This window comes from Acetobacter senegalensis (assembly GCF_001580995.1).
Lineage (GTDB): Bacteria > Pseudomonadota > Alphaproteobacteria > Acetobacterales > Acetobacteraceae > Acetobacter > Acetobacter senegalensis.
The window spans coordinates 1-14,874 of sequence record NZ_LHZU01000108.1 but is presented as its reverse complement, the minus strand read 5'-3'; the positions used below and the strand labels follow the sequence as shown (position 1 = coordinate 14,874).

12 protein-coding genes are annotated in these 14,874 nt (G+C 59.9%); 3 read left to right on the top strand and 9 right to left on the bottom strand.

Annotation, left to right across the window (positions count from 1 at the left end; genetic code table 11):
* Positions 1-10: 10 nt before the first annotated feature.
* Positions 11-1,513 (bottom strand): inorganic phosphate transporter, encoded by a 1,503-nt coding sequence (locus AD948_RS04230; protein ID WP_061470865.1) that lies wholly within the window; start codon positions 1,511-1,513, stop codon positions 11-13.
* A gap of 124 nt (positions 1,514-1,637) precedes the next feature.
* Complete coding sequence (locus tag AD948_RS04225; RefSeq protein ID WP_061470864.1) at positions 1,638-2,297, bottom strand: RrF2 family transcriptional regulator; 660 nt, start codon at positions 2,295-2,297, stop codon at positions 1,638-1,640.
* A gap of 84 nt (positions 2,298-2,381) precedes the next feature.
* On the opposite strand from AD948_RS04225, the gene hmpA reads away from it, so the two are divergent.
* Together hmpA and AD948_RS04215 are read left to right on the top strand one after the other, a co-directional pair.
* Complete coding sequence (gene hmpA, locus AD948_RS04220) at positions 2,382-3,614, top strand: NO-inducible flavohemoprotein (protein ID WP_061470863.1); 1,233 nt, start codon at positions 2,382-2,384, stop codon at positions 3,612-3,614.
* Between the two features lie 295 nt (positions 3,615-3,909).
* A complete protein-coding gene (locus AD948_RS04215; protein ID WP_061470862.1) occupies positions 3,910-4,299 on the top strand; it encodes a DUF488 domain-containing protein in 390 nt (129 codons plus the stop codon).
* 151 nt (positions 4,300-4,450) lie between these two features.
* On the opposite strand, the gene AD948_RS04210 is transcribed toward AD948_RS04215, so the two are convergent.
* The gene (locus AD948_RS04210) at positions 4,451-5,095 is read right to left on the bottom strand and encodes a hypothetical protein (protein ID WP_061470861.1); all 645 of its coding nucleotides are present in this window, start codon (positions 5,093-5,095) and stop codon (positions 4,451-4,453) included.
* Positions 5,096-5,864: 769 nt separating this feature from the next.
* Here AD948_RS04210 and purU point away from each other — a divergent pair.
* Positions 5,865-6,710, top strand: coding sequence for a formyltetrahydrofolate deformylase (gene purU, locus AD948_RS04205; protein WP_058987253.1), 846 nt, complete (start codon positions 5,865-5,867; stop codon positions 6,708-6,710).
* A 289-nt stretch (positions 6,711-6,999) separates the two neighbouring features.
* On the opposite strand, the gene pnuC is transcribed toward purU, so the two are convergent.
* From pnuC to AD948_RS04175, 6 genes are all read right to left on the bottom strand, one after another.
* The gene (pnuC, locus tag AD948_RS04200; RefSeq protein WP_061470860.1) at positions 7,000-7,575 is read right to left on the bottom strand and encodes a nicotinamide riboside transporter PnuC; all 576 of its coding nucleotides are present in this window, start codon (positions 7,573-7,575) and stop codon (positions 7,000-7,002) included.
* A 186-nt stretch (positions 7,576-7,761) separates the two neighbouring features.
* The gene (locus AD948_RS04195) at positions 7,762-9,381 is read right to left on the bottom strand and encodes a phosphotransferase enzyme family protein (protein ID WP_061470859.1); all 1,620 of its coding nucleotides are present in this window, start codon (positions 9,379-9,381) and stop codon (positions 7,762-7,764) included.
* A gap of 2 nt (positions 9,382-9,383) precedes the next feature.
* The gene (locus tag AD948_RS04190) at positions 9,384-12,104 is read right to left on the bottom strand and encodes a TonB-dependent receptor (protein ID WP_061470858.1); all 2,721 of its coding nucleotides are present in this window, start codon (positions 12,102-12,104) and stop codon (positions 9,384-9,386) included.
* Positions 12,104-13,360 (bottom strand): cation:proton antiporter, encoded by a 1,257-nt coding sequence (locus AD948_RS04185; protein ID WP_006559389.1) that lies wholly within the window; start codon positions 13,358-13,360, stop codon positions 12,104-12,106. Before AD948_RS04185 ends, AD948_RS04190 begins: the two co-directional genes overlap by 1 nt.
* A gap of 100 nt (positions 13,361-13,460) precedes the next feature.
* On the bottom strand, positions 13,461-13,892 hold the full coding sequence (locus AD948_RS04180; RefSeq protein ID WP_006559390.1) for a hypothetical protein: 432 nt from the start codon (positions 13,890-13,892) through the stop codon (positions 13,461-13,463).
* Between the two features lie 204 nt (positions 13,893-14,096).
* Positions 14,097-14,510, bottom strand: a complete 414-nt coding sequence (locus AD948_RS04175) for a hypothetical protein (protein ID WP_140385805.1) — start codon at positions 14,508-14,510, stop codon at positions 14,097-14,099.
* Positions 14,511-14,874 lie beyond the last annotated feature (364 nt).

Sequence of the window (14,874 nt, the reverse complement as noted above, 5' to 3'; positions counted from 1 at the left end):
ACGCTGCGGCTTACAGGCTCAGCACGTAGAACAACAGAGCGGCCAGAATAATGGTAACCGGCAGCGTGGCCAGCCATGCCAGCACAATGCGGCCCACCATGCCGCGCTGCACCCCACTGCCGGAGCCAAGCATGCTGCCCGCAATCCCTGCGGTAACAATATGCGTGGTGCTGACCGGCAGCCCCGTATAACCGGCGGTAAGAATAAGCCCGGCCCCCACCAGTTCAGCCGAGGCCCCTTGGGCTGGGGTCAGGTGTGTACGGCCAATTTTTTCGCCCAGTGTGCGCACAATCCGCTGGTAGCCAATCATGGTGCCAAGGCTCAGGCAGGCCGCGCTCAGCAGGCGCACCCACCATGGCGCAAATTCCACCACCGGCTTCAACTCCGTCTGCAAGGCTTTGGCCGTCGCCTTGACTGATGCAGGCACGGCGGCCTGATGCGTCACCTTCTTCAGCCCCGCCACAACCTGAAACACATCTCCCCGCTGCACTACGGGAGACACATCAGCCGCATCGCCAAGAACCGCCTGTTGCTGCGCGGTTCCCTGCGTGCCGATTACTTCCGTTTGTGAGTCTGCTGGGGCATTTTTGCTTGTCTGATCTGCGCCGTTCAGTAGGGGCGCTGGCGCATCCATCCTCTGGCCTGTCGCGGCTTCACTCTGGGCGCGCAGGCGGGCGGCAGCGGCCAGAGCATCCGCACGCAGGCCGTCATGGTCATACTGGTCCAGAATCTGCTGCATCTGTATGGCGTGTTCAACAGGCAGCGGCAGCCGGTGCGCCTGCTGCGGGTTGAGCGCATAGAGGGCGGGCCACAGACCGACCACCGTAAGCATGATCAAACCGATGCTCTTCTGCCCATCATTACTGCCGTGGGAGAAACTGACAGCGCTACAGGTGCCCACCAACAGCCAGCGCACCCAGCCGCGCGGTGGGGCATCGCCCTCGGGCGGCGGTTGATACAGGGCCGGGTCTTTCACTACTGCCCGCATCAGCCCGTACAGAAGCCCTGCCCCAATCAGCCCCAGCACTGGGGAAAACGCCAGTGCCTCCAGCACCTTTGTCACCTGCTGCCAGTCTACTCCATCGCCCAGATGGCGGCCGTGCAGGAAGGAGTCCGCAATGGCCACCCCCACAATGGCCCCGATCACACAATGAGAGCTGGAATTGGGAATACCCGCCCGCCACGTGAACAGATTCCATGCCAGCGCCGTGCCAAACAGGGCCAGCAACATGGGCACGGCAGGCGCGCCATCTGGTGGGGAGAGCGCATCAGGCGGCAGCAGTTCCACCAACGCATATGCAACACTCAGCCCGCCGGCCAGCACCCCAAAAAAGTTCATGATGCCGGAAAGCACCACCGCCATGGCAGGCCGCAGGGAGCGCGTGTAAATAACCGTTGCCACCGCATTGGCGGTATCATGAAAGCCGTTCACGAACTCGAACACGCACACCAGAACGCCACAGAGAGCCAGCATGGCGATGGAAAGCGGTGAGTCAGGCGTGAAATGCAGCATGAGGAAACGGACAGACCTTCTGAGTTAAGCCGCCCGTTGCATAGAGGAAGAAGGGTTTGTTTTTAATACCGTTTCCCGTGTTTTTTCCGCATGTGTCCGCCCCGCACGGCCACCCGGGTAGAGATCAGACCACTTTTTCCGCAGTTTTTGGCGCGTCAACCGGGGCCTCGGCGGGGCCTGCCTGGGTCAGAACTTTTCGTTCATAGGGGGTTAAAAGGTCCGCCAGGGTGCGGGCGTCCAGCACGGTCATGAACGCCCCCAGCGCCTCACCCAGCACGCCGCGCAAGTGGCAGGCATTGGCCAGAAGGCATCCGCCTGCCGAACCCGAACGCCCCTCCCCTGCGGCAGAACCGGCACTGGTGGCCCCACCCGCCGCCATACCCCGCGGCGAGGACTTCCCGCGTGCCGCGCTACCTGCAAGCGCCGCCAAGGAGGCCCGTTTGCCTCCCCCACCTGCGGCCGCCACGGCAGATCTGGACCCCGGCCCCATGCCGGGAGGAAGAGGCGACATGCAGCCCACAAGGGCCATGTCTTCCTCCGTGTGGCGCACCACATCCCCCACATTGATCTGATCGGCAGGACGGGCCAGCATCAGGCCACCGCCCCGGCCCCGCAGCGTATCCACAAAGCCGCCCCGGCCGAGGTGATGGATCACCTTCACCAGATGGTTTTCTGAAATGCCATAGGCCTCCGCCACCTCCCGTATGGAGACACGGCGGTCTGCATGCACGCCCAGATAGAGCAGCGTGCGCAGGGCGTAATCTGTGTAAAGGGTCAGACGCATGCGTAAAGATACATCACCTTGACATCTTTTTTCCAGCGCTCAATAAGATGTATGTAATTTACATCTTTAAAGGTACAGACTCCTATGGCTCCCCAGCTTGACGACACCACCCGCGCTATCATCACCGCCTGCGTGCCCGCCCTTGAGGCACACGGGCTGGACATCACGCGGGAGATGTATGCCCGCCTGCTGGCAGACCCTGCCATCAGCGCGCTGTTCAATCGGTCGCACCAGAAAAATGGAGAACAGCCCACGGCGCTGGCGCTGGCCGTGCTGATGTATGCCCGCAACATCAATGATCTGGGCAAGCTGGGCGGCATGGTGGAACGCATTGCGGAAAAACATGTGGGCCTGAACATTCTGCCCGAACACTACCCGCATGTGGGCACTGCCCTGCTGGGGGCCATCAAGCATGTGCTGGGCGATGCCGCCACGCCGGAGATCATGGATGCGTGGGCAAAGGGCTATCAGTTTCTGGCCGACGTGCTGATCAACCGGGAAGCCCAGCTTTACACCGCCAACGCGGACGCCCCCGGCGGCTGGACCGGCTGGCGCACCTTTACCATCCGCAACCGCGTGGCGGAGAGCGAAACCGTGATGTCCTTTGATCTGGAACCAACTGATGGCAAACCTGTGCTGCCGCACAAACCGGGCCAGTATCTCAGCTTCAACATCACCGTGCCGAAACAGGGCTCCCAGCGGCGGAACTACAGCATTTCCTCAGCACCCAGCCAGAAAGGCTACCGTATCAGCGTGCGCCGTCAGCCTGAGGGGCTTGTCTCCAACTGGCTGCATGACAGCGCGGTTGTGGGCACGGAGCTTCTGGTATCCGCCCCTGCCGGATCCTTCATTCTGCCCACGCCTGTTGCCGCCCCCATTGTGCTGCTGAGCGCTGGCGTGGGGCTGACGCCTTTCCAGTCCATGGTGGATACACTGACCGCAGACATTGGGGCACAAACAGGCGCGGCTTCCGGCCTGCACTACATCCACGGCACGCACTCCGCCCAGACCGAAGCCTTCGGCCCCCATATCCGCGCCCTTGCGGCCAAAGGGGCTATCAAAGCCGATGTGTTCTACAGTCACGGGCCGCTCCCGGCTGAGCAGACTGCTGGCACAACCGCCCATCAGGGCCGCGTGACTGTGGAGTGGGTGCGCGCCAATACTGCGCCAGACGCCGTGTATTACATCTGCGGGCCAGAAGGCTTCATGCAGGACATGATCTCCGGCCTGAAAGCGGCGGGCGTTCCGGAAAACCGCCTGCGGCATGAGGTATTCGGCCCGGCCACCACCGTGGAAGATACGCTCTGCGCCGCCTGACCTGACCGCGAAAGGCAGCCCCTGCCCCGCATTTCAGCGCAACATGGGTCTGCCTTGCCGGAACGGGAAAATACGGGCCTGCATCATTAAGGGAGAGCGTGGGTCAATCGGGCTGGAGCGGGGAACCGCAAATGCCGGGTCGGCCGAGCCACTCCCTCCGTCTCAAACAGACTGTCACCTGCTCACCCCGAGCCAGCTTCGCGTGGGCTGCCCTCTCCTTTGTCACATGTCTTATTGTCTTCACGCCGCAGGGGCACACCCCACTGTTCAGGTTTTGCAACAAGGAAGATATGCCATGCCACACGCCCATTCCTCACACAGCGCTGGCGGGCCGGTGCGCATTCGCCGCGTGTACGAAGACCCCCTGCCTGACGATGGCGCACGCGTTCTGGTGGATCGGCTCTGGCCGCGCGGTGTCAGCAAGGAACGCGCACACCTGACGCTGTGGCTGAAGGACATTGCCCCCAGCACCGCCCTGCGCCAGTGGTTCGGCCATGCTCCCGCCCGGTGGGACGACTTTCAGCGCCGTTACAGGGCAGAACTTGCCCAGAACCCGGACTGCGTGCGCCAGATTTTGGACCTTGCCCAAAAGGGACCAGTCACCTTGCTCTACGGTGCCCGCGACACCGAACATAATGAGGCCGTTGTGCTGGCGTCCTATCTATCCTCCCTGCAAGAGAGTTAGGAAGCGACCATCCTCCGCAGTAAAATGGCAGGCATTTCAAGGCTTCATAAACAGCGTTGAAAGCCTGCCACGAGCCCAAAAGCCCTCACTCTCTCAGCAAAAACACACATGCGCACTCAGTTTAGCCGACGTTATTCAACCGCCCCGGAACTCAGTGAGGCAGGAAAGACAGGCTGTTGATGTATTTCCGGAGGAAGAGGCCAAAAATAATAGCGATCCCCCACAGGGCATACACAATCATCGCCTGCGCGGTTGGCAAGCCTTCCAGCTTCTCCGTGTGCATGGCCACGCGGACAATTTTATGAATAACCCGGCGACGTGGCGCCCCTTTGATCCACTGCACTTCCGTAGTGAGGAAAATCTCACTCAGCCCCCCTGCATAGACATACCCGTAAAAAAACAGGTTCATCCCGATCAGCACAGATTCTGCCAAGACCCTAGCCCACGCCATAAGCGTGAGTGTTTCCTGATGAACGGACAGAAAGGGATGGCTTAGCGCCAGAAAAACAATACTCAGCGCGCCAATTGCACCACCTTGCACCGCAGGCAGCACCGGCTTTGTAAAGCCCTCCGCCAGGCCGCGTCGGATACCAGCCAGCAGCACAGTAAACGCATAAAAATACACAGCCATTTCGGCGCTTATGATTGCTCTTTCCGCAGCAGCATAAGCCGCAAGGCACAGCAGGAGGGGCAGCCAGAACGTCTTCAACCCCACATGCTTCTGCGCCCTGAATATCTCAAAAAACCGGGCAATCCGACCTGTTACGGCTCCTTTGAAATAAAGATTTCCCGACATCGGCATTTCCTTTTTCTGGTTGTTTCAGAACAGTCCAGGCTTGGAGACGGAGTGAAAAATCTGTCAGGTGGGTCCGTGGGCTGCATGCGTTGGCCTTTCATCCCGATGCGCCCGCATCATCGTGCCTTCATGCTTGGCCTTTGCTGCTGTCAAAGTCCCTCGCCACCACACCAGCAGAGTTTTCACCCCCTTTTTTAACCAAATGGGCGCAGAGTCCCGTACCTCACACTCGCGCGAGCAGCGGGCACCAAGCAGGAAAAATCCACCGGCTGGCGCAACCCTGTCGCCCGAGCCGTTTTGGCCGCGCGGCGGGTGTTTTTGTCTCTATCGAGCCTTTCGAGTTCTTCTGGCCGAGCAAAAGAACAAACCGGGAAACGTGTCAGAAACAGGCCGTACGCCTGAGTGGGAGAAAACTATCCACAGAGTTTTCCCACACCCTATCCCCGGTTTCTGTGGATAAGAGTCATGGTTCTGTCACACTTCAACACAGAGAAAATGGCAGTTTTCTGCGGGTTATGGCTTTTCATGCGGAGTCCACCCAAAACAGGCTTGACGTGGCGAAAGTGTGACGAGTCGAACAAACGCCAACTCATCCACACCCTGACGGGTGATTTTTGCAGGCTTTGGTTTTGTCAAGCGTTATCCGCCACCCAGTTGCAGACTGGCGCACGGCTTGGCACAAGAGAGCCCACATTCTGCGCCCTGGCCGCTCTTTCCGCACTTGGCGGGCCAGCACGCGTCACTCAGATGAGGATAACCACAGGGGTCCATGCACTTCATTCTCACCTTTTCCTGCCCGGACCGCCCCGGCATTGTGGCGGCCATCTCCTCCGTGCTGGCTGAAAAAGGGGCCAATATCGCGGAAACCCACCAGTTCAGTGACCCGGACACCGGCACGCTGTTCATGCGGTTGGCTTTTGTGGCCCCGCGCACCAACAGCCTTGCGGAAATGGAGCGCTGCCTGAACCCCGTGGCGGCAGAATTTGGCATGGCCATGCGCCTGCATGACGCCAGCGTGCTGCCGCGCATCATCATCATGGTGTCCCGGTTTGATCACGCGCTGCTCAACCTTCTGTATCAGGTGCGCGTCAACTGGCTGCGGGCTGAAATTGTCGCCATTGTCTCCAACCATCAGGACAGCGCCCAGACTGCCGCGCAGGCAGGTATTCCGTATTATTACTGGCCTGTGACCAAAGAAAACAAAACAGAACAGGAAGACAAGCTACGGGCATTGGTGAAAGACACAGGGGCCGCCCTGATTGTTCTGGCCCGCTACATGCAGGTGCTTTCTGACAGCCTTTCCGCTGACATGAGCGGACGGATCATCAACATCCATCACTCCTTCCTGCCCTCTTTCAAAGGCGCGCGCCCTTACCATCAGGCCTATGCCCGTGGGGTAAAGCTGATTGGGGCCACAGCCCATTATGTCACCGCTGATCTGGACGAAGGCCCGATCATCGAGCAGGAAACCGCCCGCGTCACCCACAATCTCTCCCCCGAGGACTACATTGCCACAGGCCGGGGCGTTGAATCTCAAGTTCTGGCCCGCGCAGTAAAACTGCATGTGGAACAACGCGTGATGCTGAACGGCCGCCGGACAGTCGTGTTTTCCTGAAAACACAAGACGACTACCCACAGAGGGAGAGAACGCGCCCGCCACCGCAGCCGCATGACAAGGCTCTCCCTCCCCCGGTTACAGATCCGCACAAAGCGGAGCGGAACAGCCTATGAACTGGCGGTTCCAGCCATACTCTCGCATAGGGAGGGAGTGACTGGCAGGACTGGCCGCGCGTAATGGCGCGCGGTGGTTTCTATCCACGCTCCCGCACGAGTGGCGACGGTGGGAGCATAGCAGAAGAACAGGACTGGGGGATGTGGGGATGTGCGCGAACCTGGAGGGGTTTTCAGTCGCGTCTGTAGCCTGCCATGGTGCCTGCCCTGCGCCACTGCCGCAGCCCTGCGGCTGCCAGCACCACAAACGCGGCGTAGAGTGCGGCGGTAAGATAGAGTTCGCGCACCAGAAAAAGACCAGTGTAGAGCGTATCCACCACAATCCAGACCCACCAGTTTGCCAGATAGCGGCGGGCCATCCAGATCTGGCCCAGAATACTGTAGGCGCTGAGCAGAGCATCCAGCAGCGGCATGGGATCATCCGTTGTGGCGCGAAGCAACAGGCCCAGCGCCATGCCTCCGGCAGCGCTTGCAGCCAGCCCGTAACATAGTGCTGCGTTGGAAAGAGGCATGATGGTGACTGCCCCTTTCTCCTCCACGCCGCGCAGCCACCGCCACCAGCCATAGAGGGACAATGTGGCAAACACAGCTTGCAAGGCGGTATCTGCATACAAACGCGCCTGCCAGAACACCACGCCATACAACACGGAGGCTATCAGCATAATGGGCCAGCACAGCATGATGCGGCGGCCCGTAAGCCAGACGCCCAGCGCGCTGGCGACCACCGCAGCGATTTCAAGCGGGCTCATGCAGGGAATGTCCTGTGTTGCTCACACGCCATTGCCCAACCCCGCACTGTAAAAACTGGCAGGAAACCCATCAAAGCAGGGTAAAAACGAGGCTCTTCTAACAATATCTTTTGAAAATATGGCATAGCACAATTCCACCAAGCCTGTTTTCTCCCGTTCAATCGGAGAGGGGCCTGACGCTGCCTTTCAGGCATGGGGACGATGCTCCGATGCAGAAGAAGCAGCCACGTCGGTAGCGGGCAAAACATGGGCCGCATACCGGGTCAGCCAGTCCAGCAGCGCCTGCCCCTCCGGCCCGGCGAACCAGCGGGCATGACCCAGAAGATAATCAGCATAGGCAACATCGGCCGAGGCATGATCCTGCAAAAGTGTGCCAAAATAAGCGACTTCCGAAAGCGCAAATTCCACATGCACCAACGGCAGGAACGCCACCAGTTGCGCCCATTCCGCGGCATCAAGAGGGTGCGTGGCATGGTATCCTTGCAAAAATGCCTCAAGCTGCGCGTAGGCTACCACCCCATGGGAGCGGGAAAGGTCCAGCCAGTCGATCATGCTGCGTTCTATGGCCACGGCCAGATCAAACGGAACGCAGGTGCGCTCAGCCATGCCAAAATCCAGAATGCAGGACACCTTGGCTTCTGTTTTCGTTTCTTCCGGCTTTTGCCAGAACAGATTGGAACCGTGCCAGTCTCCATGCCCCCAGCAGGAACGAATATGGGGGAGCAGCGGGCGCAACACAGTGTGAAATGGCGTAAGCACAGCCTGCACATCGTCCTCCCACGTATGGGGTGCAAGTTGTTCCGCCAGACCGGGTTGCTCCTTTACCCATTGTCGCAATGCGGGGAGCAGATCTGACTGGCCAAGGGCGTTCATGCTCGATGTCAGCGGCCTACCGGCAGGCACAGCCATACCTTGTGAAAAATCATCTTTCCCTGAGGCATTTTCCGCCTGCGTCTTCGTGCCCTGCCTTTGTGGGGCGGGCACGGTCCCCTCTCCACGAGATGGTGCAGCATAATCAGATGCCGCCAGATGCAGGCGGCCCAGCGCCTGCCCGGCAGCGCGGGCATGAGCAGTAGAGTGATAAGGCTTCCAGGACATCACATCCCGATAGTCATCCTGGCCGGGGGCAGGTGGAAACAGTTCATAGGTCCACTCTCCCTGCGCCAGTGCCGTATGGCCGGAGCGCGTTGCCACTGGCAGGCAGACAGGTACATCTTTGGCCGCCAGATGCTGCATGAAGGCATGCTCTTCCTCCAGCGCGGCAACAGTGCGCAGGCTGGCGTGATGCCGTTTGAGAATAAAGGCGGCTTCTGGCTGAGGCAAACTGACGTCATGTTCGGCAATCTGGCTGAACGTATGCGCCCTGTTGTCCCCCTCCGCCACTGCATCCGGTGGCGAGACAAGCACACGCGCCGCTGCGGAAAAGGGGCGCATGCTGTGCCACACAATCCGCACAGCGGAAGGAGCGGAAGGATAATGGGCCAGAACGGACTGCACTTCTGCAAGGGTAAGGCAGGGCCAGTCCCGTTTGGTTTGCACACCATGCACGCCAAACTGGCCGGGCTGGGCATGATCCTCGGCAGTGGACTCCCGCTCTCTCTCCTCCGCGCTGGGTTTGTCTGCACTGGCACCCTGCACGTGGGCAGGATGTGAGGAGCCGTGCTCAGGCGTTGCTTTCTGCGGCGCTACTGAAGGCTTGGCCTGCTCCTCCGCGTTTTCCCTCAGGCTATCAGCGTTTTTCTGTTCCGCTCCGGTTGGGCCGGTGTTGGTACGGCCTGTTCCGGGTGCGTGTGGTTTCTCCGCCACGCCTAGAACCCGGTTGATGCCGTGAACAGGGCGGCAAATCCTCCGCCAATGTAATAATCAGGGCTTTCACCCGCTATGGTGGTGCCATAACGGCCTGTTGTGTCCTTGGCGTTTGATGTGGGGTCCGCCACGCCGGAGAGGTAATGCTGGTTGGTGATATTGATAAAATTCATGCGCAGTTCGGGCCGATGCAGGAATGAGGCATCATTGAACCGATATCCCACGGCCATGTTGGCCGTTACGTAATCGGGCATGCGTTCATCATTCATGAAGGTAGCGTACTGGTGCCCGGTATATTTGACCGTGAACACGCCAAAGGCATGACCATCATCATAGGTCAGCCCGGCAGCAGCCTGAAGCGTGGGGCTGCGCACGGCCCGTTTGCCGCGTGTGGGTAACAGATCACCGCCAGACATGAGATCATTATCAATGGTGGCGTGCAAATATTCACCAGATACGTAGGGGCTGAAATGGTGCCACGGGCGCAGGCCCAGTTCTACATCCACACCGCGCGAGGTCTGACCGCCCGCGTTGAGGGTGGAGGACACATAGGAGCCATTGATAACCCCCAGTGTTTCAATCTGGCGGTTTGTAAAATTGTAGTTGAACAGCGTGAGGCTACCCACCAGCAGATCATCCGCATAACGGTAGCCCAGTTCTTCAGAAATGGAATATTCGTTTTTGACGTTGGTGGCACCCTGCGTGCTCAACGCGCCAGACTGAGGATCATACGCGCTGTAGAGCGCTGTTTCCGCCGGGGTGCGGAAATTGGTTGTGGTATTGAAAAACACCTGATGGTGCGGCGTGATCTGATACCGCACGGCCAGACGCGGCAGCGGCACCGCCGTGTTGGTGTTGGCGTGATAGGCCGCCCCGGGCATGGCGTTGGTGCCGTTGCGCGTAAGCATGACCTCCTTGAACCCGGCGGAGAGCAGGAGTTTATCATGCAGCAGGGAGAGGCTGTCGCTCACAAACAGGGCGTTGGTCTGGGAAATGGTATGGTTGTTCACCGCCCGGAACAGGCTGCCATCCGCCAGCGTGAGGGATGTGCCGTGGCTGCCGCCCCATATGTCACGGGCGTTGCCGTTTTCACTGACAGGTGTGAAGCTCTGATACTCGGCATCATCGGAATAATCATACCAGTAGCCTGCGGTCAGCGTGTTCGCGCCATGCCGCCATTCCAGAGCCGTGGTAAAGCCGGAGCGATAGCTGCGCTGGGTATAATCCGCCCGTACGGTAGCCATGCCATCCTGCGTGCTGGGCAGTGTGAAGCTGTCCGGCAGAAGCTGGTTGCCGTTCCACAACCCGGATGTGGGGATGGTGGTGCCCCCGGGTGCGTTGCCATAAGCGCCCTGTGCATATGGGGTTGTACGCCATGTCAGCCCATGGGCCATATGCAATTCAACCGGGGCCGCCAGATACAGTGTGCGTTCAGGCTGGCGATAAAGCCGCCAGTAATCCGTGCCCTGTGCGTCATTTTGCAGATTATAATGCCGGGCAAGGTTATTTGCGCCGTGAATGCCATCCTCCGCCCAGCTTTCCTTGGTGGCCTGCGGGTAATAGCTGTCTATGGCCTGATTCCACGAGCCCAGCAGCGCTACGCTGTTCTGCCTACCCCATGTTTTGAGCAGCTTGAAATCCACATGCTGGCGTTCATCCCGTCCGGGGCCGCGCCAGTTATCCGCAGCACCGTGGGAATAGGACACAAACCCGCGCAGGCCCGTCTTGCCAATCTCGCCGCTATCCAGCCGAATGAATTCGCGGTTGGTGTCATAAGACCCGTAGGAGACATTCACCATCCCCCCGGCTTTTTCTGCCGGAGTGCGGAACCGCAGGTTCATCAGCCCGCCAGCGGCATTCAGCACGGGGCTTTCAATATCTGCTGATCCCTGCGCCAGCGCCACGCTTTCATAATTCTCGCTATCGGCAAACTGGCTGGGGTAGCCGGTATAATAGGCAATATCATTCAGCGGCATGCCTTCCAGCACGTACCCAATGGCATCCCCGTTCAGCCCACGCACCGAGATATTGGTCTGGGGAGAAAAACCCAGCGGATCAGATGAGGACACGTTGGCCCCCGGCAGGACGGACACCAGATCATACGCCGTGGCGGAAGGCGCCTGCCGGGCGATGTAATCCGAACCAATCACACTGACGGATTGCGGCACTGTCTGCGGGCGGATCATCCCGCCGCCAGCATGCAGGGCCACGGGATCTGCCGTAACCTCCACATGTTCCACGCCCTCCGCCTGAGCCGAACCGGGAGGTGCTTGCCGTGCCTGAGCAGAACGCGCCGGCTGACGTATGCTCCCGTTCCGTGCCGCATACCCGTGCCTGTGTGCGGGCCTAACCGCTGCCTGCCCGGCTCTTGCGGCCCCGGCTGGTGAGGCGGCCTGATCACCCTGCGCGCTTACTGCCGCTGTAGAAGGCGTGCCCTGCCCGCTGGAAGAGGACGCCGCTGATGGAACCGCCCCAGAGGATGAAGCCGCGGACGTGACGGAAGATCCCCCATAAGACCGCGTGGGAGCAGCGGCACCAGATGCGGCCTCAGCAGATGCGGACCCAGCCGAACCCTGTGTGGCGGCAGATGCGGCACCGGATGCCGCTGGCTGTGCCGCCGCCAGCGCCATGCCGGGAAAACCCGATATGTCACCCGCAAGCGCGACGCTGGAGAGAACCGCAGACGTAAGCAGACGGAAGCGGGCGGTAGGCCGCATGAGCATCAGGCAGAGCTTTCCTGTTCAGAAGAATGGAATTTGCGCACCACGGGGCCGATGCTTAGCCCCTGCACAAGAATGGTAAACACGACCACCGCATAACAGACTCCCATCAAGATGTCGCGCATGGGGCCTTCTGGCAGGCTGAGCGCCAGAGACACGGAAATACCCCCGCGCAGGCCGCCCCATGTCAACACGGCCAGAACGCCCATACGGTCCTGCTGGCTGACATAAAGGGGCAGCATGGCCAGCAGCACACTCAGCCCCCGCGCCAGAATGGAGAGCGGCACCGCCAGCGCCATGGCCATCAGCAACGGCACGTTGAAGGCAACATTGAGCACCTGAAACCCTATCAGCACAAACAGCATGATGTTCAGGATCTCGTCCACCAGCCCCCAGAACAGCCGCATATCCTTCCGGCCTGTAGGGGAAATCATGGCCTGCGTGCGCGGGGCCGCCACCATGAACCCGGCCATGACAACCGCAATGGGGCCTGAAAGCCCCCATGCGCCCGCCAGGCTGTACACGCCACTGCACAGGGCCAGCGAGATAAACAGTTCAAGGTGAGGGTCTTTCACCAGCCGGATGGCGCGCACGGCCAGCCAGCCACACACAAGGCCCAGCAGAACACCTCCGCCTGCCTCCAGCGCAAACGCCTCCGCCAGATGCAGGACGGAAGCCGGATGATCCTCATGCGCCACGCCAAGGGCAACGGTAAAGATAACCACGCCCACGCCATCATTCAGCAGGCTTTCACCAGCAAAAAGGGCCTGCACCTGCCCCGGCAGCCCCAACCTGCGCAGCATGCCCACAACGGAAATGGGGTCAGTTGGGGCAAGGATGGCCCCCAGCACCACACACCACGCCGGGGAGACGGAAAGCCCCACCAGATGGAACACGCCCCATATGCCCCCGGCAAACAGAATAACCGCCAGCAGCGTGCCCAGAATAGCCAGTGCGATAACCGAAAATTTGCGCAGCAGGAGGTAGTGCATATCCACCCCCAGCGCCCCGGCAAACAGCAAAAACGCCAGTGCGCCCTGCATAACACTGGTGGGCATATCAATCTGGGCCAGAAGCTGGTGGGCCATATGGGCCCCGCGCCACGGCAGAAACACATCTGCCAGCACAAGCACGCCCGAAACCAGAAGGGAGATGACCAGCACCCCAACCGTAAGCGGCAGACGCAAAAGCCTGTGGTTGATAATGCCAAAAACTGTGGAAAGGGTGATGACGATGGCGAACAGGCCCAGGGAGGTCATGCTGCCGCACCTCCACCCCGGAACAGAGAAAGAAATGCTACTGCCGGGGCCGCCTGATCACGCATGTTTTTCTCTGCCCTCTTTCTCTACTGGCCGGAGCCTAGTCGGGCGTTTCTCCGCCCTTTTCATTCACATCCATAAACGTCTGGTCAGAAATGGAGACATTCTCCATCTGGGGCCGGGCAAGTGCGGCAGATGTGCTTTGCGCCAGCCCTGCCGTTTTGGCCCGCAGGTCTGCCAGTTCTTCCCGAACATCTGAAAGGATTTCAAGCAGCGCCTGATGGTCCTCCGCAGCGCGGCGGTCCGCCCCACGGCTGAGCACGGCATTGCCCACCATCAATGCTGGTAACGCCACAAGCTGAATACAGTTGCTGATATAAAGCAGAGTATTCTGCCATGCCGGAACAAGAACCGGCACAAGAGAGAACAGGAAAAACACATAAACGCACCAGATGCTGCCAAACAGCATGGTCATTTTGACAGCTACACTTTCATTCGCCCTGTCCAGCATGGTTTTGAAAGATTTTTCCATACTTTCCCCGCTCCTCTGCGCACCAACAGCCTCTCTCAAAAAAGAAGCCGCGTGCCGGGCGATGTATCACACACGGCTGCGGAAGTCCGCTTCTGCCAGGGCATGGCAGCAGGACACTGCGGAGGAACAAACGCCCTGCGCACCTTAACTGAAGACAATCAAGGTGCGCATACGCCTATGGGGTATTTGAAAAGATGGCTGGGCCTAATGGACGCTCAGATTAAGCTTGTAGAACGCATTCTGCCCTTTTTGCGCCGCGCCATGGTGCAGAAAGACGCCGACCGTATAATTACCGTTTTCCGGCACAAGGCCGTGCCAGTGGTCATGCAAGGGGTGGTTCCGCAAGCCACCATCCGCCGTGGTATAGAGCAGATGGCCCGCCGGGTCCTTGACGAAGAAAGACACGCTCCGTTTGCGGGAATGGCACAGGATGGACAGTTCCTGCCCCTGATGCAGCGCAAGCTGGTATTCAGCCGTCTGCGGACCTTCAAGCGTGCCCGCCATATGCTTGTTTTCTACGTTGTGAGGAAAATACACCGTTTTGGCGGCGGCATGGGCCTGACCGAGCGAAAGCCCGCAAGCCAATGCAAGGGTCATCCAGAAGGGTGAGTGGGTCATTCCTGCTTTCATGGTGCTCTACAGTTCTGCAAAACACGGTTGGGAGATATGTGTACCATACATGAATGCACACCCCCTACGCAAGGTTCCCTTCACTTCCCCTTTGCGTGAAAAACCATGCACGAAAGGCCGCTGCTCTGCCGCCGGGGTGAGCAAAACAGCCCCTGCCCTGCCACTCATCCTCAGATTATGCACGGGAGAGAAGCCCCTGAGGGAAAGGTAAACACACTGGGGCTGGGTGGAACAGTAGCGCCGATATGTGTCGCAACCCTGCGCAGAGGAGCGATGGGGCTGTCGGAACGGCGTGGGCATGGGCATGGGCATGGGCGTGGGCGTGGGCGTGGGCGTGGGCGTGGGCGTGGGC